Consider the following 19,897-nt stretch of genomic DNA (forward strand, 5'->3'; position numbering starts at 1 on the left):
CATCAATTCCCCAACGTTTCGCGCATCTTGTGCAGCCTTCGTTTTCCGTCGGCCGCTTCGGCGTTCACACAACCTGGCGTGCCGCGCAGATGGCCCGGATCATTGCGGCATTCGGCCAGGATGCGATTGAGCAGCGTCTCGTCCGCCATCAACGTCTCAACGGGAAAGGTTGGATCCTTCTCTTCTGAGCACCCGGTCAGGCAGACAAGGACAGCGATCGAAACAAGCCGTTTCATTGCAATGCAGCCTTCATCGAATCCATACGTTTGCGCCAGTCTTCCGCTTTGCGCTGTTCATCAACCTGTGTCTGCGCGCGTTGCACCATTTGCAGCCCCTCCATTCGGAGCACATCCGTCTGGAGAAAAGCCTGTTCCGCCTGAAGCCGGGCCTGGAGATCAGCGATTTCCTTGGCATCGCCGGCCGAAGATATTCTCTCTCGCAACTCATCGATCCCGTCGATGCGTTTGGTAGCTACGTCGTAGATCTGCTGACCGATACTCATCTGCCCGGCATTATTGTTCTGAATGCGCGATAGCTCCTTTGCGTAGTAATCGTCGGCGTCGGTGCGAAAGTTCGAATTGCCCTCCAGAAACCTTGAGGCAGACTGTCCGATCACGCCTGATCCATCGCCCTTGAACAAGCTTTCAATGGCTGCGAAATCTGGAGGCAGCGCCTTGCGAATGACCGGATCGTTAAGAACGCTGGCTACATCGGCCATGTCGGTCAGTTTGTTGAGCGAACCATAAAGTTGCTGCGCCTGCTCGATCTGCTGATGGAGCGCATCGAGTTGCGATTTCAGTTGCGCGATACTCTCCATGTGCTTGAGGATTGATGTTCTGTCGATGACAGGAATTCCTTCACCGCTCGCAGTCCCGGCTGAGAAGATCAGCGCCGCAACAATGGCCACGCACTGAATTCTATTCGTAATCATCAGCTTGCACTCCTTCGTTCCTGGAAAAGGGGTATCCAGTTTTCAAGCCCGTCGCCGACTTCACTTCGAATTGCGTCTGCAAGTTCAACATTGGCAGTCCGACCGGAAAGAATGGCGAGTTCATCGTCAAAGCCGTGGAGGTTCAATTCGGCGACGACGCTGTTATGACCTTGCTTGAGCACGAAGCGGCGGCTTTCGACGCTGAGTTCGCGCGCGATCAGCTCGTATTCACGTTCTGTCAGTTTGAAACCATCGACGTAGTCGGCATGGCTTCCGCGTGCGTTCGGAAGAAAAATTTGCGTTGGGCACTGCTCTATGATGGTGTGGGCGATCGATGAGTTTATGGCGTCACGAGGACTTTGCGTCGCAAACAGCATGAGACCATTTTGCTTGCGGATCGTCTTGAGCTTGTTCTGTGCAAGGTCGAGGAAGGCGTCATCCTGCAAAGCCTTCCAGAACTCGTCAATGACGATGACAATGCGCCTACCGTCGATGAGTTGCTCCACGCGATAGAAAAGATAAGCCATCAAAGGCGAGCGGATTTCCTCATTATCGAGGAAGTCGGTCATGTCATATCCGACCAGTTTTCCACCAACCCCGAATTCTGCGAATCCGGTTTCCTCATTGACATTGTCGAAGACCCAGCCTAGCGGCCCTCCGCTCTCCCATCGGCGCAACCGGGCGGCGATACCTTCGGGGTTCGTATTGTCGAGGAAAGTCCGGAGCGCACCGATCGTACGTTGTTCCACCGGAAGATCCGCAAGCCCATCGATGGCGGTGGCTATGTCGCGCAGTTCGGTGACAGATACCTGTCCCGACAACGACCCCACCAGCTTTCCGATCCAGTCCGCGAGGAAGATCTTGTTTTCTGGCGTCAGGTCGAGTGCCTTAAGTGGCGCACAACCGGTGGGCTTTCCGTTTTTAAGCGGATGATAGGTGCCACCGGCGGCACGGATGTAGAGATCGGCGCCGCGGTCCTTATCGAAAAAGACCACGTGCGGATCGTGCTTTTCAAGCTGGGACAACATGAAATTGAGCAACACGGTCTTGCCAGCGCCCGAGGGCCCGCAAATGAAGGCGTTGCCGAGGTCACCGTAATGGAAATTGAAATAGTATGGCGAACCGGATGTGGTTTTGAGGAGCGCGATGGCAGCCCCCCATTCGTTGTCGTCCTTCTGGCCGGCCGGATAGGAGTGGAACGGCGACAGTGCTGCGAAATTCCGTGAGGTAATTGCACCGGAACGCGCGCGATACCTGAAATTACCAGGGAGTTGAGCCCACCACGCAGCTTCGAGACCAAGGTCTTCGCGCGCGACAACAGCACCGCCATTGGTGAGGCCAGCGCGTGCTTTGGCGAGATGATCGCCCAGTTCTTTCACTGAAGAGCCAAACACTGCCAGTGACAGATGATGCTCGCCGAGAACAAAACGGTTGGATTCCAGATCGTCCATGGCATCGTCGAGCTCTTCGATCTGCGAAGCAGCCTTGTCACCGCTGCTGAGCATCTGGTTTTGTTTGCGACCCATAATTTTGCGGGCGTCGGCCTTGGAGATGAAGGAAAAGGATTGCGACAAAATCAGCTCGAAGGGGCTAATCAGGACAGCATCCAACATGCTGGACCTCGTGGTCGCGGGGTATTCCTTGAAGCTGAGCATCCCGGCCAAGCGGCTTTCGGCCTCGTGCCGTATTTCGATTGTCTCCCGACCGACAATGACACGGTCAGAATAGATGGCGGACGCAATGCGCCCCTCGGTGAGCGGGACCGGTTCCCTTCGTCCGCCGACGAGTTGGTGCAAGACCTCGCTCGGCTCTGAAAAAAGCAGGCCGTTGGAATCATACAGTGACAACACCTGCGGATTGAAGCGTTTCAATCCTGCGGTAATGTCCACCGCCTTGTCGCGGAGTTGTTTCACCGCCTCTTGGTCGACTTCAGTATCATCGTTGCGGGCACGGACCAGACGCGAAAGCACGTTTGCTGCCTGTTCGGCCGGGCTGCGCAGCGGTGACCAGACGATTGTCAAATACAGATCGTTGCGAAAAAGATCTTCGCTCACCATTCGCTGGCGATAATTTTCGTTGAGTTGAGCGGAGAATTTCGCTTTAAACCGTCCATCGGGATAGGTCTTGTCACGCCGACGGATCAGATGGGTCCATAGTGCGAGCCGCTCATCGGCGATGTTCCTGTACAGCGTGTTTATATCGCGGTGCAGAGCGTTGATATCCAGAACATCTGCGGTTTCGAACGAAACGCCTTCAAGTGCAATCATCACCATGAGCGAACGCGAGTTCAAGGCGATTGTCGTTTCATCGACGTGACGCACGTAAGGAATGAAGGTTTCGGGACCGAGCTCCCGGGACTTGAAGATTGCGGTATCAGGCAAGACCGAGATCCCTTTCGTCGAAGCGGCGGGAGAGTCTGAGCGGCGTGATCGAGCCACCACCCCACAGGGAGGTGTTTCGCGACCGGCCACGCGTCTCGACCCAGGCTACGGCGATACGAAACATGTTGTGATCGTGCCTGATGAGCGCACGGAAGATGCAATGAAAAACCACACCTACGAGCGCATAGACGACAGAACCGGCTGCGAGATAGAAAATCGTCGTTGCGATGACGTTCATGCCCATGGCTTCCATGGTGACACCTGCGAACATTGCAGGTCGGGTACAGGCGATGAACAGTGTATCTTCCTCAAGTACAGGCTTTGAGATCGACATTGCCTCAACTCCCGACAATCGTGCTGACGAGCTCGGAAGAACCAGCAATTACGCCAATACCGATGATCCAGTAGCCAGCGCGACGCAGGTCCATGTAACCGAACATCCAGGCGACTGCGATCAGTATGACCGCGATGGTCGCGATCAGCTTGAAGATATTGCCTGTGAGGAGATCGACGATGTTCTGAAGGATGGACTCGATGCCTGCGGCCTGGGCGAAGGCCGGTTCGACCAGGGTTGCGAAAATTATGGTCGTCATAATGGCGGACGTTGCAATCGAGCGCATACGGTAACCATAGGTCATTTTATTCTCCTCCACGCTGGTTCTGGAAAACGAGGACCGACGACTGACGCCTGGACTTGAAGACATCCCAGGAAGGCGCGGTGGCGTCGGAGGTGGCCTCCCGGCCGAGATTCTCTGCGACAGCGTTTGATGTAGCATCGGCCCATTCTTCGCGCTGTCCATCTTGACTGTTGCCGACACTCAACGTCGCGCTCGTTGATTTTAGCCGTTCGATCTCACGTTGAACCTGACTGTCATATTCGGCGGATGAACCGGCAGAGATATCTCCGCCACCGTAAAATGACTGAAGCATGATCTTCCCAGCTTCGGTTTCATCAGCACCGGCCTGGATCGCGCGACGATAGGTGCTGTCAAGCAGTGTCGCGGTCGCTTTCAGATTGAGACACGGATCGAAAGCTTCGGCGATCGTGAGGTTGAGCCTACTGAGGTTATCAAGACCTAATCCCGCGAGACCAAGTTGAATGTCCTGATGCCCGGCGGCCAACGCAGTGGCGACTTCTATTGCCTCGGCTTTTGAGGCCGGCTGTTGCTTTAAAGGAGGGTCGCTATTGATGCGGATGTTAAATGGTTCGAAACGGCTTTCGAGGCTGACAATACCGGCAAGCGTTTCGGTAGCAACGGACGGCGCGCAGTTGTGGGCAAGATCGACAAACGATACGGGCATGACTAGAACCACACCCTCTGCTTGCCGACACCGTCGATCGTTACATCAATGTAGTTAGGTTTTTCGCGAACAAGAGGTCGAGCAGTTTTATGGCCCATGCACTGACGGTAGCCTTTTTCGTAGTGCCATTTGGCATCAACGAACAGGCCATCGTCATTGCGAAGCTGCTCGCTGCGATGTTTGCATAGGATGCTGTTTACAGCCTGCGCCGAAGTGGAGACGCAAGATACTACGCGTCTGCGATCAGCGTAAGAAACGGTAAGGCGATAACCGTCATTACAATAATACGGTTCGTAGCGAGGACGCGAGCTCTCAAACCCTGCGCTGCTGCAGGTTGGAAACGACTTGCCTCTGGCAAGCCACCGCCATAGCTTTTGCACCGGTGGACGGCATTGTGCATATTGCGTGGCCCCACCGGGATTGGATAAGCACAAGATAACTTTACAACCCCAGTCATCGGAACGAGCGTTTTGACTGGAACCGAGATATAATGCACCGAGTCCGAAAACTGCGATGGCACCACGAAAGAGAAAGTTGCTCATGCCTCCTATCCTCCGATTGTTGTTGGGCACGTTGTCAGAACTCGTTGCGCCTCAACTCCTTTACTATACAAATAATCGATAGTTAAAAAAATGGCAAGCAATTTAAGCGAACGATGGCAAAACCAGGCGCTGGCTCTTTTTGGCCTTCGGGAAATTCTGGAAAAACCGATTGAAGATGAATCGCCGCAATCGCGTATCAAACAGATCGGAATGCTGAATGTTCTGTACATGATGCATCAGCTCATGAGCCACTAACCCTTTCATCTATCATGAAAATTACCGGATTGACGCGCGGCGGCGTTATCGAAACGGTCGAACAGCTGGTGCAACGTGGCATCCTCACCGAGACGCTTGGACGCAATTCGATGGGCCGGGGAACGGCGAGGCAGTTTGAATTCGCACGCAACGTATTCGAGCAGATCCGATCCACCGGCGCAGAGTAATTTAACTTATAAGTCTGTTATAAGTTAAATGAATTTTGGTCCCGACTATCCGTTCGAAGGGTCTATCTTTGATTACTCTTGTCGAAGCAAGAGAGAACGGGCTCTCGAGGAAGCTCTCAACGCAGAGCAATAGGGGATCGCCAATCGGAAAGCTGTCAAATCGGAAGGGCTTCCTTTATGTGACCGATGAGCGACAGCCGCTCACAGTGCGTCGATCATCTCACTTGAACGCGCTTCCTTCTCAAAGATCCAGTCAAACCCCACCTGTGGTCCCCTTTTGCTGAGGGTGAGGCCGATAGTGAGGAGAGACTGAATTCCAACGAACGTAACAAGGTTCGCGGCCTCCAGCCGAAGGTGAAGGCCATTTGTGAGGGGCCGCAGAAACGCGTAACCGTCGCCAAAACCGATGACGCTCTCACGACCAATAATGTCGATCGACACAAATTGTCCACTGAATTCGGTGTGTAGAAATTTACCTGCCTCATCGGGGTTCGAAACGAGGACGAACGCTTCAGCACGGTGTTTATACGCAAGATTTTTCATCATGGAGCCTGAGTTTTTCACGTTCCGACGCACAGAGCACCTTTCTCCATTACGGTCGCTGAACTGCTTGCACCTCTGCAGTCGCCCTCACTAAACCAACATATCGATCAGTTACTGCTGATCGTCATGCAAGTGAGACGTCGCGGAGCGAACGAGACTTGATAACGCGATGGCTATCGAAACCCTTCTGCGCGGCACCGAGGCAGTTGGGGCTAGCCGTTGTCGACCAGGAGCTCTTTGACTGCGCTACAAAAACTCTCGATCTCATCCGCCTGATGGCTGGCGGTGAGGGAGACACGCAATCCTGCTTCTCCCCTGGCTACCGTTGGGAAGAAAATTGCTGAGGCGTAGAAATTATGTTTCAGAAGCTCCTGAGCACACCCAATTGATGTCATTTCATCGCCGATACGGATAATGCGGATCGGCAGCGTGGATCCCGATTGAGCTGTGGGCATCAGTCTGTCAAAAAGTGCGATATTGTCCTGCAATGCGGCTTGTCGTTGCCCAAGCTCTGGAGATCGATGGATTTCAGCTGAAGCCAACGCTGCACCAATAGCTGCTGTATTGAGTGATGCCGAGAATGCGTGTGCAATTGCATAACGGCGAAACAAACTTTCCTGATGGGCGGTTCCCAGCATCAGCAACCCGCCAGATGCTCCAAATCCCTTGCCCAACGATGTGACGATTATGGTTCGGTCTCCCAGGTTATCGAATTGAGATCTCGCATAACCCTGCCCTTCCTTACCGACAATGGATACTCCATGTGCATCGTCAATGTACAAGAACAAGTCGTATTTTTCTTGCAGCTGTTTCAATTCACCGATGCGCGCGCCGCCCCCCATAGAGTACACGCCATCGCAAATGTATGCGACGTTTCGGTTCTTTTTGCAGATGTCCTCGAGTGCTTCATAGTCGTTGTGCGGTATCGTTTGAACGGCGGTTTCATCGGCCATTGTTTTCTTGTGGTAGGCAAGGGTCGCGTGAGCAAACCGATCGAAAACCATCGTTGGCTTTATACCGCCAGTCAGATGACCAGAAGCAACCAATGGAAGTGCGCTCATGTTAGCGGCCAGAACGGTCGTATAGGTAATAGAACGGGCTTCGAAGAGCTGCGAAAGCGCCTCTTCTAGTTCGCCAAGCTGTGCGAAGTTCAGCCTTGTCCGCGCGCAGGACCAATGTAGACTACCGTTTTGTCGAACTGCTTCAATGGCTCCCGCGACGATACGTGGATGATTGTCCAGCCCGAGATAGGAACACCGGACGAAATCAATGACATTGTCGTTGCGACCGAGTAACTGGACCCGGCGCCCTTCTCTCGGGTCTGCGTAAAGCGCCATAACACCTTGAAGGTGAGCCGCTTCGAAATGAGAGCCTGCAATATCGATCAACTTCGCAGTATTGCGAGTACCCGTTCCAGATAGACGTTGAGATGATTCAAACGGATTCCTTGGCATCACATCCTCCATTGTGGTGCCATTATGAAAGCTGGAAGAAATATTATTCGCAACAAAGCAATTAAGAAGAATTATAATCTATATTAATTATAATATTTACATTATTATCACTCATAAGTTTATTGTGAAAATTCGAACGCATATCCTGTCGTATGTACTGTTCGGATAAGGTTCTTTCCGGTCAATTTCCATAGCTGACGCCTCAGATTGCCGACATGTACATCCACCGTTCGCAGTTGGACATAGTGATGTTCCGGCCAACCGATCTTGATGAGTTGCTCCCGCTTCATTACCTGTCCTGGTGCGGCAATGAACCCTCGCAGAATTCGAAACTCGGTGGGCGTTAATCTTATTTCCAGGCTCCCAAGTCTCAGGATTCTTTCGTCTGGCAGGATATTTAGGTCGCCAATACAGACACGTTCACGACGATCAGACGTCAGTGTCTTGCGTTCCAGTGGCATGGATTCCCGGTCGTGTAAAAAGGACAGAATCCGCTCGGGCACGAATGGATGAGGGAAAATTTCGTCAAATCCAGCATGTAAAAAATCAAGAAAATTCATTGAATTACACGGTTTAGTCAGCGCTACAAGAATTATATCTCTGGTGGCGGGATTTTGTTTGATGGTAGCACAGACATCAAAAATGGGCTCCGTGTTCTCGCTTGTATCAAACAATATCGCATATGGAATTGCTTCCGTTGCGAAGTTCGATGAAGCTTGCAGGTCCATGAGGCTTGGCATGTAACCGCCGACACTGAGAATGTGACTTAGTATGAGGTAGTTCTGTGGGTTCTCTGTGCAGATCGGTACGCTAAGATTCACGATCAATGTTCTCCGATGCGATCGATGTTGCGACAAATTTTTTGCAATTGCGATTAATCTTAATAAAAAATTGCAAATTCGTCAATAAAAATAAGTTTGAAAGTCTATTATCGAGAATTATTATCAAATTTTTTGTTATACCATAATTCCATCGAATATATTGGACGGCGTACGTTCTTGGCCACGGGCCCGCCGACTACCGGATCATCTAGCCTTTAAGGTTACGGTCCACAGGTTGAATGTACTCGGGAGATGTTTCCAGCACCGCTGGGGGCTTTACGGTTGCGGCCAGTTCAGCACATTTCGACGAAATTACGACGCCGGAACTACACGGTCCGGCGTCTGTTTGCATGCTTTCGCGATGTTCAACCTCGAACCCACATGTTCCATCTTTGCAGTAACACCCTGGCATTCTCGTTGATCCATTTGGCATCTGGAACCACGACGGTGTCTCGAACTTGTGTTGCTGTCGGCATGAAACTCCTGGTTTCATCGGACATCATTGCAATCGCTTCCGTACTCGGAGGTGTACAGGCCAAGACATCGCAAGCCTTTGCCTGGGCGATCGGATTCTCGAGCCAGAAAGCTATGAGCTTGAGTGCATTTTCCCGATTTGGCGCTCCCTTCACTAGCGCAATGCGATCGCCAACCAAGAACGATGCTTCATAGGACCAACCGATTGGGAGCCCCTCAGCTTGCAGAGCACGTGCACGGGTAAGCCAGATTTGGCCGAGCGCATATTCGTTGTTGCGAAACCCTTGGACACTTTGATCTCCGCTCTTCCACCATAACGAGACGGCTGGACGGATTTCGTCCAGCTTCTTGAATGCTCGATCAACATCGAGTGGGAAAAGTTCATCGCGTTTCACACCGTCAGCAAGTAGTGCGGCGGCCAGCACGCGCCAGGGATCGTCAAAATTCGGGAATGCCCGGCCTCCTGGAAACTCGGATATATTCCACATATCAGCCCAAGTCCGCGGCTCCCGTCGACCTTCCTTTTCTTTCCGGTAGACGAGCAACGTTGAGGTCGACTGGAGCAAAGCACCGCCCGGCGCACACGCATTCTCGGGCAAATCAGGCCGGTCAGCGAATGCTTTACAAAACTCGCTCAGGTCTTCGGTTACAAGTCGATGAGCCTCGGATTCCGACTGGATTTCTCCATCAAGATAAAGATCCCACGAAACGTTTCCGGCCTTGACCATTGCTGAGGCTTTCGCCCGCATTTCCGAATTGGTTGCTGATACGATTCTTACGCGAATCCCCGTCTGCTCAGTAAAAGGATCGAACCAAGCTTCTTTTAGGGCGCGATCGTAAGCACCTCCAGTCGATGCGATAACGACCTCATTGGCCGATGTCGCACCGGCGTGCGCACTTGTCGCAAGGGTTATCGCCGTGACAGTCATGGATCTGCAGACGAATTCGGTCACTTTATGAATTATCATGATTGTTTCCCCGTTTTTCAGTTTTGTTTGCTGCGTGTAAGCGCGAACGACAATGCGATGAGGCACATCGACACCAGGACGACCACAGTGGAGGCGGCTGCAATGGTCGGTGTCAGATTAAAGTCAATGTCTTCAAACATCTTTCTACCGATCGTCTTGCCGTTGATATCCGAAATGAAGAACGCCACGGTGGCCTCATCGAAAGAGGCCAGAAAGGCGAAGACAAATCCGGCGCCGATACTTGGGGCGATCATCGGCAACGTGATGTGGAAGAACGCTCTGCCACGTCCTGCTCCGCAATTCAGGGCCGCAAGCTCCAATGCTGGGTCGAAGCGCTGTAGAGCCGCTACTACGGTAATCATCACGAATGGAACTGACAGGACTGTGTGACTGACCAGAAATCCCGAAAAGGTTCCGGTCAATTGATGCGGTGCAAAAACCAGATAGAGGGCGACACCCAGAACAATATGCGGAACAATCATCGGGCCGATCGTCAGTACCTGGAAAACCCCTTTGAAGGGTAGCTCGCCTCTAACGAATGCGAGAGACGCCATGGTTCCCACAACGGTAGAAGTCAGGGCTGTCGCCAAGGCGATTTTCAGACTGAACCATGTTGAAGCCATCCAGTCAGGGTCGCCGAAATATGCAGCGTACCATCTTAACGACAGACCTTGCGGCGGGAATTGCAGGTAATCCGTCTGGCTGAACGACATCGGGACGATGATCAGTGTGGGTAGGATGAGAAACAACAAGATGATACTCACGAAGAAGGTCGCGAACAGTTTCCAGGCGATATTACCCATGCGCCATCCTTTCAGTGACATTCTTGAAGTCCCGGTCTCCGGTCTCGAACCGATTGTAGAGAACTGATTAATGGACACTTCCGAACCCCTTATTGAGCGCTAGTACTCGTCGGAAGCACGCGACAAAGATAATTGTCATGCCAAGCAACACAGTTGAAAGAGCAGCAGCGAAGGGCCAATCCAGCGTCACAGTAGTTTCCTGACCGATCAGCGTTGCCATCAACATGGAATCCGGCCCTCCAACCAGAGCGGGCGTTATGTAAAAGCCGAGCGCCAAAACAAAGCATAGGGTAGCTCCGGCAAAGATCCCGGGAAGACACAAAGGAAATGTGACGACGAAGAAAGCCTTCCAGGGATTTGCGCCTAGGTTCAGAGCAGCTCGATCAAGGTCCTTGGGTATAGCTTTGAGCGCAGCATAGATGGGCAGTACAACGAAAGGCATGAGTACATGTGCCATCGCCAATGTCACCGCTCCTTGAGTGTAAAGAAGCTTGAAGGGTTGTTCAGTTAAACCGACGGCGCTGAGAAACCCGTTCACGATCCCATTCCGCTGCAATAGGACAATCCAGGCATAGGAGCGAACAAGAACCGAAGTCCAGAGCGGAATGAAGACGCAAATCGCCGCTATAATCCCTGCAAGTTTTCCTGCTCTTGCCATGGTCAGAGCGACAGGAAAGCCCAACACGCATCCAATGGCAGTCACAGCGACCGCCACGCCAACCGTGGAAGCCAGGACATCAAGATAAAGACTTCCCTCAACGATGCGTCCATAGCTTATCGCATCGTCCGAAAAACTAAGAGCGATGAGTCGGCCGATCGGATACATAAAGCCGACGACCAGTAGAATTAATAAAGGTAGTACCAGAAACCACGATATTACCGGCGGGTATTGGCGTGCGGATCTTCCTCTAAGGAATGTGTCGAAACCGGAAAACGACGAACTCATGCGGCCAACCTCGTTTCAAGGTCGAAAGTCAGGAGTGAGAGGGTGTCCAAGTTCACACCGACGCGGCTATTCTTTCGCATCACCGGTGACGATGTTGTTGCAGGCAATTGGACACGCAGGTCGATATCTGGAAAAGCGTCTAGCCTTACCAGGACAACTGTGCTCGAACCGATGAAGACGGAAGCCTCAACAGTTCCGGACAGTTGCCCCTTTTTCGGGTCGGGAAAGATGCCAACATGTTCCGGTCTCACGGCTAGCCTGATTTCGGAACCGATAGACTTGTGAGCCAGTTTGGGATGAAGCAGCGCATCAAGTTCCACAGCAACACGTTCGGAGATATCCAGAATGCACTTGCCGTTTTTGTTGCCGCGATAAGTCGCCGGAATAAAATTGATAGAGCCGATGAAGTCGGCAACGAAGGTTCTATTGGGTTCGTTATAGAGTTCGGAGGGAGTGCCAACCTGCTGGACGCAGCCATCGTGCATTACCACAATGCGGTCGGACATGGTCAACGCCTCTTCCTGGTCGTGGGTGACGTAGATTACTGTTGCTCCGAGATTCTCCTGAATGCGTTTGATCTCAAACTGCATTGCCTCTCGCAATTTCTTGTCGAGGGCACCGAGCGGTTCGTCCATCAAGATGACGGGCGGAGAAAAAACCAGCGCGCGGGCGACGGCCACACGCTGCTGTTGTCCACCTGACAACTGGTTTGGATAGCGGTCAGCGAAGTCATTGAGTCTGATCAGCTCAAGCATCTCATCGACGCGAGACCGGATATATTTCTTCGAACCCAGTCGTCGCATTTTCAACGGGAACGCAATATTCTGCCGAACCGTCAGATGGGGGAACAGCGCATATTTCTGGAACACCATGCCGACGTTACGCCGGTTGGGCGGCAGGCTGGTTATATCTACGTCTCCTACAATAATCCTTCCGTTCGTCGGCTGTTCGAAGCCGGCGATCATGGTGAGCAAAGTCGTTTTGCCTGATCCGGACGGTCCGATTATTGAAACGAATTCGCCTGCCCGGATGTCGAGCGTGGTTTCATGGACAGCCCAGGTTTCGCCAAATCTTTTCTGAACGCCAGCAAGCATTAATTTCTGACCGATCAATCTTTCCTCCTCCGGAAACCACTTTGGTATCTGTGCCTTTGCGTTCGGTCCTCGATGCAAAATGCATCATTGACGTTCCAGACGCATAGACGTGCTCATCCAGCTACCGCGTGACTCTATGAGTACGCGCTGCTAAAACCTAAAATGACGCGACAAAAACTTTGCAAAAACTTTATATGATTATTTTGTTGCATCATAATTCTGGTGTGTCAACAAGGATTGAGGCTTAGATGAGCGCGATAAAATTGTCGGACCAGGCCAATGAAGGGCAGGCACCGGGTCTTGGCGACGTCGCATACCGCGAAATGAAGGAGCGCCTGATACGAGGCGAATATAAGCCCGGCAAGAAACTTACGGTCCGAGCCGTAGCGGAAGATCTCGGATTTAGCTCCACCCCTGCGCGGGACGCTATCAACCGGCTCACCGGCGAAGGCGCACTGGTCTATTCGGGACCAAAAACTGTAATCGTACCGGTTTTAAATGAAGGCAGTTTGCGCGAGATCACACTAATTCGGCTTGCCCTGGAGGGGCTGGCGGCACAGCTGGCAGTTAACTCGGTTACCGATGAAGATATTGAAAAACTTAAAGATATTCAAAATTATATAAACGATGCACTGGATCGTCGCGCTTACGAGACGGTTTTGCGGCATAACAAGGATTTCCATTTTCATGTGTACGGAATGGCCGGAATGCCTCGGCTTTTATCCATGATCGAAGGAGCCTGGCTTAGGGTTGGCCCATCACTTTACGATCTCTATCCAGAGTTTGCTGAAGAAAAATACGGCGTTCGAAACCACCAGCTAGCCATTGAATCGCTAGAGGACAAGGATGGCGCATCCCTGCGCGCCGCATTCGAGAACGACATTCGGGATGGCTATCGGCGTTTGCGCCAGGCGGCACGAGCGCGCTCCTCGGCGAGATAGTTTTTTGTTGTATGGGCTTGACCTTTCGCATTTTTGTTGCAACAAAATTGTGAAGCTAACGCAAAAGCATTAGCTGATGTGCGTTTTAAAGGCCCAATCAATGATACCTAGTCCGAGAATAAACCGTGGCGATCCGGTGGAGAGAACGGAATCGTCACGTCTTTACGCCCGCGGCCTGCAGGTTTTGCCGCAGGGTGTGTCACGCGTCACGATCGATATCGATCCAACACCGATTTACATTCAACGTGGTGAGGGCGCCTATCTGGTTGATGTGGACGATAACCGTCTTCTGGACCTCAACAACAACTTCACCACGCTTATACACGGACACGGATTCGAACCGGTTGCGGAAGTGGTTGCGAGGCTTTTGCGTAACGGGACCTGTTTTTCCAACCCGACGGAACACGAGGTCGCACTGGCTGAGTTGCTGATCTCGCGGATCCCGGCAATGGAAAAGATTCGCTTCGTCAACAGCGGGACCGAAGCGGTCATGTTTGCAATCAAGGCAGCTCGAGCGTTCACAGGTCGCTCTGCGATCGTTCGCTTTGAGGGAGCTTATCACGGGGGTTACGATTGGGCTGAAACGGGGCAAACCGGCACCTATCCCACTAACGGGTCCGGTCGAAACGTTGCACGACCAGGATACCATGGTGCGCCATCCAGCCTTGGCGACGATGTGATCGTGATCCAGTTCAATGACAAGGAGGAGATTGCTTCGAAACTCGAAGGCCACGCGCATCGGATAGCCGGTATTCTGATTGATCCGATGCCTAGCCGCGCCGGGCTATTTGCGCCAAGCCAGGGATTTATCGAGGCACTGACAACCTTCACGCAAGAGCATGGCATTCTACTGATCGCCGACGAGGTGTTGAATATCCGGCAAGGTTATAGGGGGGCTGCGGACCGTTACGGTCTTAATCCCGATCTGATAGCAACCGGCAAGATCATCGGTGGTGGCTTTCCAATTGGAGCCATCGGCGGGCGCGCAGAAGTCATGTCGGTCTTCGAAAAGCGGGACGGTAAGCTACCAGTTCCGCAAGGTGGGACATTCTCCGCTAACCCGGTCTCCATGGCTGCAGGTTTTGCTGCTATGAATGCGTTGCCACCCGATGCCTTCGCACGGCTTGAAGAACTAGGAGATGCCTTGCGTTCGCGTCTCTCGCAGATCGCTCAGTCGCGGCAGGCTCCCTATTCGATCACGGGAGCCGCTTCCCTCTTCCGCATTCATTCCAAACGTGAAGCGCCGACTGATTATCGCGCTTCAATCATGTCGCCTGATCAGACCTTGCGCATGCGAGAGCTCACACGGTATTTCGCCCGGAATGGTGTTCTGTTGCCCTTTGGAGCCGCGGCCAGCCTATCCACCCCGATGGGCGAAAAAGAAATCGACCTCATTGCCGCGCTTTTTGATGATTTCCTTGCACAAAACCCCGTACGGGAGGACCATCCATGAAACAGGCCGCAATTACAGACAGCGTTGCCGATCGTATCGCACAAGCACTTGTCCGCCATGGTGTGGAGGTGATCTTCGCACAAAGTTTGCCCTCCGCTGTTATTCTTGCAGCCGAAGCCCACGGCATTCGCCAGATCGCCTATCGTCAGGAGAATATGGGCGGAGCGATGGCGGACGGATATGCCCGGGTTTCTGGCAAGGTGAGTGTCGTCGCGGCGCAGAACGGTCCCGCAGCGACGCTGCTTGTTCCGCCACTAGCCGAAGCTTTAAAGGCGAGTATTCCAGTGGTCGCGCTTGTACAGGATGTCGAGCGAAACCAAACAGACAAGAACGCCTTTCAGGATATTGACCAAATCGCCCTCTTCCAATCCTGTACAAAATGGGTCCGTCGACTAAATGTAGCCGAGCGCGTCGATGACTACATTGATGCGGCTTTTACCGCCGCGGCAAGTGGGCGAGCGGGACCGGTTGCGCTTTTGTTGCCAGCGGATTTGCTGCGTTGCCCGGCTCCGAAGATTCATAAGCTGAGAACTGCTTGTCTTGGCTACTGGCCGCTTGACCGGTTTCGTCCATCCGACGACCTCATTCAGACCGCAGCGGATACTATTGCTGAAGCCCGAACCCCGGTTGTGCTGGCTGGCGGCGGTATTCATGCCGGTGGTGCAGCGGCAGCATTGGCTCGTCTTCAGGAGATAGCCTCCCTTCCTGTATTCACGACGAATATGGGCAAAGGGGTGGTTGACGAATTCCATCCTCTATCTGCTGGCGTTCTAGGGTCTCTGACTGGCCCTCGTTCGCTAGGCTTCTACAGTCGTCACCTCATGAATGAAGCAGATCTGGTTATCCTTGCCGGAACACGCACCAATCAGAACGGAACTGACAATTGGCAGCAGATTCCTTCTTCGGCTAAAGTCATTCACATTGACATTGATCCCGGAGAGATCGGTCGCAATTACGAGGCATTGCGTTTGCACGGCGATGCACGCGAAACGCTCACGGCCTTGTGCGAAACATTGTCTAAACGAGACTTCCTTCGGCGCAGTATGCCTCGCCTCAATTATGAAGAAAGAATTGCCGGTTTCTGGGCGGAATATGATGAAGCTCGCCGACCAGTTCTTGATGACCGATCAGGGGCCATGCGGCCTGAGCGCGTTATGCAGGAATTGCAGCCCTGGCTCGACCACGACGTGACAGTTGTGGCGGATGCGAGCTATTCGTCCATGTGGGTTGTCGGTCAGTTGCGCTGTCGCAAGGCGGGCACGAGATTCATTACGCCGCGCGGGCTCGCTGGCCTTGGATGGGGTCTACCACTTGCGATGGGGGCAAAGGCCGCTCGTCCTGACAAGCCGGTGGTTGCCATTGTGGGAGACGGTGGATTTGCGCATAGCTGGGCGGAACTGGAAACGATGATGCGTATGCAGTTACCCGTCACCGTCGTCCTCTTGAATAATGGCGTGCTAGGCTTCCAGAAAGATGCGGAAACCGTAAAATTCGGCCGCTATACAACGGCGTGCCATTTTGCACCGGTCGATCACGCGGCGGTCGCTTCAGCGTGCGGATGTCGATCTGCCACCGTCGATAATGCTGCTGACTTATCGGAGCAGCTACGTCTGAGTATTGAAAGCGGTAAACCCTCGCTCATCGAAGTTATTACCGATCACGACGCTCATCCTCCGCTTTCTCTTTTTGCGGCAATGGATCAGGCAGCATGACGGTTGGAGCGCGGGAGCGTATAGCAGTCGTAACCGGGGGCAGCTCAGGCATTGGGCTGTCAACGGTTAGACGATTGGTTAGCGAAGGCTACAAAGTAGCGTTTTTCGGGCAGACACCTCAGCGAGTCTCGGCGGCTGGCGAAATGCTCATTTCGCAATTCGGGGAAGATGCCATCTTTTATCGAAGTGTAGACATAAATGAGGCGACAGCAATTGTCGGCTTTTTCGATGAGGTGCGAAGCTATTGGGGTCCGCCAGACACGCTGATCTGTAATGCTGGCGTATCGCCCAAAGCCAAGGATGGCAAAGCTGCAGCGTTTGTCGAGACGTCGATCGAGGAATGGAACGCAGTCCTTTCAACGAATTTGATCGGACCTGTCCTTTGTTGCCAACGCGTTTTACCGGATTTGATTAAATGGCGTTTCGGGAGAATTGTTTTAGTTGGCTCTATTGCTGGCAGGACGTTACCCAGGCTCGCTGGCAGCGCTTATACCGCATCAAAAACTGCGCTATCGGGTTGTCTTCGTTCTCTCGTGTCTACGCTTGGCGGGACCGGAGTTACAGCCAATATTGTTGCGCCGGGACATATCGTAACCGAAATGACTGGCCCGATTGATTCCGATTCAAATCGTGATGCCCTTTCGCGTATTCCGGTCGGTCGGTTGGGAAGCCCTGACGACGTAGCAACAGTGATCGCATTCCTAGCGTCGGAAAACGCCGGCTTCATCAATGGCGCAACGATCGATGTAAACGGGGGAGAATACGTTTCACCCTAATACTACTTCAACAGGACAATGAATGTTATGTCGAAGGTTCTTATAAAGACATCTGACGCGCAATTGTTTTTGATGCTTCGTCATCTGCTCTCGGTTGAAGGGTTCGATGCTGATCTCTTATCAGAGCTAAAAGCATTGACGACTTCCGAGATAGGTGCCGAACAGAGCCCAAGCGCGTTGATATTGGATAGTGGCGATGCTGACCTTTGCGAGTTCGTTCACCTCAGGAGGAAGCTTCCAGGTCTCGCGTTGGTTCTGCTGGCAAGGGATGATATTGATACTGGACTACAGATCAATGAACGATTGGATCTGGTCATGGAACCTCCGTTCGATCCACTTGTTTTGCTGGGATTTCTCCAAAGGTACCGAGGCAATTTCGCTACTACGGATGCCACGAGGGTTGTTTTGACCTATTGCGACCTGTTGCTGAACCCCATGCAGTTCAGGGTGTTTCGCAACGGCCATCGCGTCGATCTCACACCGTTGCAGTTCCGTTTACTTGAAGCACTCATGCAAAAGCCCGAAATTGTATGGAGCAGGCAGGACCTTATCGACGCTGTATGGGGTCAAGGAGCTATCGTCGAGCCCCGAACGGTCGACATTCATATCGGACATATCCGGCGCGCATTGGCGCGGTATGGTCCAAACCTGATCAGAACTGTGCAGGGTCGGGGCTACGCCCTTGATCGGTCGGCAAACCCGTTACAGTGAGTTTCAATTCATCAGGCGCTGAAAAATCCGCGTCCAGAACTGAAAATTTCGCTGATCGTCTTCGAACCAGGCGTCGAGTGCAAAAAGCGCGGCAGCTGTGGGGGCTGTGTCTGCATAGATTCGCCTCGTGGCATCCACAATCAGACTGTCTTCAGCGCCATAACGGATAGCATCCTGCTGCAAAAGTTCTCGGGCGGCTCTCACATTCGAAATTTGCAACACAAGCATTCCTCCTGCGCCCGGCGGAGGGTTCAATGAATAGAGCCGGACGTTGTGGAGACCGCATGACGGCTTTTTAACAGCAATCGCTGTATCGTCGTCCCTGGCATGTGTTGTTTGAGAATGCACTCTCTTGTAACAGAATCAAATAGTTGTGGCAACAATCGGATATAAGGTTTAGATGAAATTCAAGATATTTCGAGGAGCGCAACGACAAAGGAAAATAAGCGCTGTAGGATCGATGGAGAAAACTCCTATCTCGTCGGCAGAACGGCATAGGAATAAAATCTCACAGATTTTGCAAAGGCTTTCTTGATCGACGTCGTTGAATTTTGCAATTTAAGCCGACACTCGAAATAGTTTGCCTTACTTTTGACCGACAGGTGCGTCCGTGCTGATGAAAGACCGTATTGATCACTTGCCTCACGTAAAGCAGCGTGAGTTGCAGCGCGTGCTGGAAGTTATCTTCGAAGAATTCGAGGATGCGCTCAAGGAAGGCTCGGCTGAGTTCAAGAAGCGCGGTCGTATCGTCAAGACCATTTTGTTCGGATCGTATGCGCGCGGCACACAGGTGGATGAACCGTATACCGGCAAAGGCTACCGTTCCGATTTTGACCTGCTGATTATCGTCAACAATCGTAAGCTGGCGGACTTTGATTTCTGGCGAAAAACCGAAGACCGGCTTATGCGCCTGCGTGATGTGCAGACACCGGTAAACTTCATCGTCCATTCGCTACGTGAGGTGAACACAAGAATTAAGGAAGGGCGATATTTCTTCACCGACATCCGAAAAGAAGGCATTGTACTTTACGAACTTGATCCCGAGCCCCTCGCCCAATCCGGTATTCTCAATCCGGAAGACGCCTATCGTATTGCGAGAGAGTATTTTGATGATCGGCTACCGCATGCAAGAGTTTTGCAAAAACTGCGGGGTACCTTCTGGAGGAAGGTGACATTAAAGAAGCAACATTCATCCTTCATCAAGCGATAGAACAGGCTTATTCCGCCTTCCTATTGGTAACAACAAATTACTCGCCGTCTTCGCACAACTTGAAATTCTTGCGTCGGCTCTCGGAAGGACAACGCAATGAACTGGCCAAGGCATGGCCGCAGGATCAACAGCGCTACAAGGCGTGGTTCAATATCGTCAATGAAGCTTACGTAAAGGCACGCTATTCTCCGCATTTTGATATAACCGAGGAAGCTTTACGCTGGCTTTTGAGACAGACGAACGCGCTTATCGCTGAAATAGAAAAAATATGTAGGGTTCATTTGGAGAAAATGGGCGAAGCCCGATAAAAGCACATCCTGATCGCCTCAAAGGGAAATGAGCCGCCAACCTGCTCCTCTCCATCGCCGAATCGGGGCAAGAAGCAGACGATC

The 19,897-nt window shown here is 52.4% G+C and carries 20 protein-coding genes and 2 pseudogenes; 7 read left to right on the forward strand and 15 right to left on the reverse strand.

Translation table 11 applies throughout. The features are described 5' to 3' along the window. Positions 1–2 precede the first annotated feature (2 nt). Genes LJ361_RS09705 through LJ361_RS09735 form a run of 7 tightly spaced genes read right to left on the reverse strand, consistent with a single transcriptional unit; the run spans position 3 to position 5,156 of the window. A complete protein-coding gene (locus tag LJ361_RS09705; RefSeq protein ID WP_105529383.1) occupies positions 3–236 on the reverse strand; it encodes an EexN family lipoprotein in 234 nt (77 codons plus the stop codon). Continuing rightward, positions 233–931, reverse strand: coding sequence for a P-type DNA transfer protein VirB5 (gene virB5 / locus LJ361_RS09710; protein ID WP_105529384.1), 699 nt, complete (start codon positions 929–931; stop codon positions 233–235). Before virB5 ends, LJ361_RS09705 begins: the two co-directional genes overlap by 4 nt. Beyond that, positions 931–3,312: a VirB4 family type IV secretion/conjugal transfer ATPase gene (locus LJ361_RS09715; protein WP_209418681.1), complete on the reverse strand. Its 2,382-nt coding sequence runs from the start codon at positions 3,310–3,312 to the stop codon at positions 931–933. Before LJ361_RS09715 ends, virB5 begins: the two co-directional genes overlap by 1 nt. Further along, on the reverse strand, positions 3,305–3,646 hold the full coding sequence (locus LJ361_RS09720; protein ID WP_043062282.1) for a type IV secretion system protein VirB3: 342 nt from the start codon (positions 3,644–3,646) through the stop codon (positions 3,305–3,307). Before LJ361_RS09720 ends, LJ361_RS09715 begins: the two co-directional genes overlap by 8 nt. Positions 3,647–3,650: 4 nt before the next feature. Continuing rightward, positions 3,651–3,950 carry a TrbC/VirB2 family protein gene (locus LJ361_RS09725; RefSeq protein WP_006472033.1) on the reverse strand — a complete coding sequence of 100 codons (300 nt, stop codon included), beginning with the start codon at positions 3,948–3,950 and terminating at the stop codon, positions 3,651–3,653. Between the two features lies 1 nt (position 3,951). Then, positions 3,952–4,614 (reverse strand): lytic transglycosylase domain-containing protein, encoded by a 663-nt coding sequence (locus tag LJ361_RS09730; RefSeq protein ID WP_209419082.1) that lies wholly within the window; start codon positions 4,612–4,614, stop codon positions 3,952–3,954. A 2-nt stretch (positions 4,615–4,616) separates the two neighbouring features. Further along, positions 4,617–5,156, reverse strand: coding sequence for a hypothetical protein (locus tag LJ361_RS09735; RefSeq protein ID WP_209418682.1), 540 nt, complete (start codon positions 5,154–5,156; stop codon positions 4,617–4,619). A gap of 90 nt (positions 5,157–5,246) precedes the next feature. On the opposite strand from LJ361_RS09735, the pseudogene LJ361_RS09740 reads away from it, so the two are divergent. Then, positions 5,247–5,599 (forward strand): annotated as a pseudogene (locus LJ361_RS09740) (transcriptional regulator). Positions 5,600–5,800: 201 nt separating this feature from the next. On the opposite strand, the gene LJ361_RS09745 reads toward LJ361_RS09740, so the two are convergent. The 7 genes from LJ361_RS09745 to LJ361_RS09775 all read right to left on the reverse strand — a co-directional run bounded on the left by LJ361_RS09745 (position 5,801) and on the right by LJ361_RS09775 (position 12,720). Next, positions 5,801–6,145 carry a hypothetical protein gene (locus LJ361_RS09745; protein ID WP_209418683.1) on the reverse strand — a complete coding sequence of 115 codons (345 nt, stop codon included), beginning with the start codon at positions 6,143–6,145 and terminating at the stop codon, positions 5,801–5,803. A 209-nt stretch (positions 6,146–6,354) separates the two neighbouring features. Then, positions 6,355–7,596 (reverse strand): aminotransferase class I/II-fold pyridoxal phosphate-dependent enzyme, encoded by a 1,242-nt coding sequence (locus LJ361_RS09750; protein WP_209418684.1) that lies wholly within the window; start codon positions 7,594–7,596, stop codon positions 6,355–6,357. A 119-nt stretch (positions 7,597–7,715) separates the two neighbouring features. Beyond that, positions 7,716–8,417: a response regulator transcription factor gene (locus tag LJ361_RS09755; RefSeq protein WP_264813428.1), complete on the reverse strand. Its 702-nt coding sequence runs from the start codon at positions 8,415–8,417 to the stop codon at positions 7,716–7,718. A 365-nt stretch (positions 8,418–8,782) separates the two neighbouring features. Continuing rightward, the gene (locus LJ361_RS09760; RefSeq protein WP_209419086.1) at positions 8,783–9,820 is read right to left on the reverse strand and encodes an ABC transporter substrate-binding protein; all 1,038 of its coding nucleotides are present in this window, start codon (positions 9,818–9,820) and stop codon (positions 8,783–8,785) included. Positions 9,821–9,876: 56 nt separating this feature from the next. Beyond that, positions 9,877–10,662: an ABC transporter permease gene (locus LJ361_RS09765; protein WP_209418685.1), complete on the reverse strand. Its 786-nt coding sequence runs from the start codon at positions 10,660–10,662 to the stop codon at positions 9,877–9,879. Between the two features lie 67 nt (positions 10,663–10,729). Next, the gene (locus LJ361_RS09770) at positions 10,730–11,608 is read right to left on the reverse strand and encodes an ABC transporter permease (RefSeq protein WP_029928351.1); all 879 of its coding nucleotides are present in this window, start codon (positions 11,606–11,608) and stop codon (positions 10,730–10,732) included. Beyond that, entirely contained in the window at positions 11,605–12,720 is a 1,116-nt protein-coding gene (locus LJ361_RS09775; protein WP_209418686.1) for an ABC transporter ATP-binding protein, read from the reverse strand. Before LJ361_RS09775 ends, LJ361_RS09770 begins: the two co-directional genes overlap by 4 nt. Positions 12,721–12,950: 230 nt before the next feature. Here LJ361_RS09775 and LJ361_RS09780 point away from each other — a divergent pair, with 230 nt between their 5' ends. The 5 genes from LJ361_RS09780 (at position 12,951) to LJ361_RS09800 (ending at position 18,295) form a co-directional block, all read left to right on the forward strand. Beyond that, on the forward strand, positions 12,951–13,643 hold the full coding sequence (locus LJ361_RS09780) for a GntR family transcriptional regulator (RefSeq protein WP_209418687.1): 693 nt from the start codon (positions 12,951–12,953) through the stop codon (positions 13,641–13,643). Between the two features lie 100 nt (positions 13,644–13,743). Further along, the gene (locus LJ361_RS09785) at positions 13,744–15,096 is read left to right on the forward strand and encodes an aspartate aminotransferase family protein (RefSeq protein ID WP_413775046.1); all 1,353 of its coding nucleotides are present in this window, start codon (positions 13,744–13,746) and stop codon (positions 15,094–15,096) included. After that, positions 15,093–16,808 carry an acetolactate synthase catalytic subunit gene (locus LJ361_RS09790; RefSeq protein WP_209418689.1) on the forward strand — a complete coding sequence of 572 codons (1,716 nt, stop codon included), beginning with the start codon at positions 15,093–15,095 and terminating at the stop codon, positions 16,806–16,808. Before LJ361_RS09785 ends, LJ361_RS09790 begins: the two co-directional genes overlap by 4 nt. After that, positions 16,805–17,584 carry an SDR family NAD(P)-dependent oxidoreductase gene (locus tag LJ361_RS09795; protein WP_209418690.1) on the forward strand — a complete coding sequence of 260 codons (780 nt, stop codon included), beginning with the start codon at positions 16,805–16,807 and terminating at the stop codon, positions 17,582–17,584. Before LJ361_RS09790 ends, LJ361_RS09795 begins: the two co-directional genes overlap by 4 nt. A 27-nt stretch (positions 17,585–17,611) precedes the next feature. After that, positions 17,612–18,295 carry a winged-helix domain-containing protein gene (locus tag LJ361_RS09800; protein ID WP_264813432.1) on the forward strand — a complete coding sequence of 228 codons (684 nt, stop codon included), beginning with the start codon at positions 17,612–17,614 and terminating at the stop codon, positions 18,293–18,295. A 3-nt stretch (positions 18,296–18,298) separates the two neighbouring features. Here LJ361_RS09800 and LJ361_RS09805 read toward each other — a convergent pair whose 3' ends face one another. After that, positions 18,299–18,523: a hypothetical protein gene (locus LJ361_RS09805; RefSeq protein WP_006472023.1), complete on the reverse strand. Its 225-nt coding sequence runs from the start codon at positions 18,521–18,523 to the stop codon at positions 18,299–18,301. A gap of 388 nt (positions 18,524–18,911) precedes the next feature. Between LJ361_RS09805 and LJ361_RS09810 the strand changes: the two are divergent. Continuing rightward, positions 18,912–19,813, forward strand: a pseudogene (locus tag LJ361_RS09810) (nucleotidyltransferase and HEPN domain-containing protein). Positions 19,814–19,897 lie beyond the last annotated feature (84 nt).

It is taken from the genome of Brucella sp. JSBI001 (assembly GCF_026014005.1).
In the GTDB taxonomy this organism is placed as follows: domain Bacteria; phylum Pseudomonadota; class Alphaproteobacteria; order Rhizobiales; family Rhizobiaceae; genus Brucella; species Brucella anthropi.

Coding starts and splice junctions, on each gene's coding strand:
- LJ361_RS09780 (WP_209418687.1), top strand. CDS start 12,951: ATGAGCGCGATAAAATTGTCGGACCAGGCCAATGAAGGGCAGGCACCG.
- LJ361_RS09750 (WP_209418684.1), bottom strand. CDS start 7,596: ATGCCAAGGAATCCGTTTGAATCATCTCAACGTCTATCTGGAACGGGT.
- LJ361_RS09725 (WP_006472033.1), bottom strand. CDS start 3,950: ATGACCTATGGTTACCGTATGCGCTCGATTGCAACGTCCGCCATTATG.
- LJ361_RS09790 (WP_209418689.1), top strand. CDS start 15,093: ATGAAACAGGCCGCAATTACAGACAGCGTTGCCGATCGTATCGCACAA.
- LJ361_RS09785 (WP_413775046.1), top strand. CDS start 13,744: ATGATACCTAGTCCGAGAATAAACCGTGGCGATCCGGTGGAGAGAACG.
- LJ361_RS09800 (WP_264813432.1), top strand. CDS start 17,612: ATGTCGAAGGTTCTTATAAAGACATCTGACGCGCAATTGTTTTTGATG.
- LJ361_RS09720 (WP_043062282.1), bottom strand. CDS start 3,646: ATGTCGATCTCAAAGCCTGTACTTGAGGAAGATACACTGTTCATCGCC.
- virB5 (WP_105529384.1), bottom strand. CDS start 931: ATGATTACGAATAGAATTCAGTGCGTGGCCATTGTTGCGGCGCTGATC.
- LJ361_RS09805 (WP_006472023.1), bottom strand. CDS start 18,523: ATGCTTGTGTTGCAAATTTCGAATGTGAGAGCCGCCCGAGAACTTTTG.
- LJ361_RS09770 (WP_029928351.1), bottom strand. CDS start 11,608: ATGAGTTCGTCGTTTTCCGGTTTCGACACATTCCTTAGAGGAAGATCC.
- LJ361_RS09760 (WP_209419086.1), bottom strand. CDS start 9,820: ATGACTGTCACGGCGATAACCCTTGCGACAAGTGCGCACGCCGGTGCG.
- LJ361_RS09730 (WP_209419082.1), bottom strand. CDS start 4,614: ATGCCCGTATCGTTTGTCGATCTTGCCCACAACTGCGCGCCGTCCGTT.
- LJ361_RS09735 (WP_209418682.1), bottom strand. CDS start 5,156: ATGAGCAACTTTCTCTTTCGTGGTGCCATCGCAGTTTTCGGACTCGGT.
- LJ361_RS09765 (WP_209418685.1), bottom strand. CDS start 10,662: ATGGGTAATATCGCCTGGAAACTGTTCGCGACCTTCTTCGTGAGTATC.
- LJ361_RS09795 (WP_209418690.1), top strand. CDS start 16,805: ATGACGGTTGGAGCGCGGGAGCGTATAGCAGTCGTAACCGGGGGCAGC.
- LJ361_RS09705 (WP_105529383.1), bottom strand. CDS start 236: ATGAAACGGCTTGTTTCGATCGCTGTCCTTGTCTGCCTGACCGGGTGC.
- LJ361_RS09745 (WP_209418683.1), bottom strand. CDS start 6,145: ATGATGAAAAATCTTGCGTATAAACACCGTGCTGAAGCGTTCGTCCTC.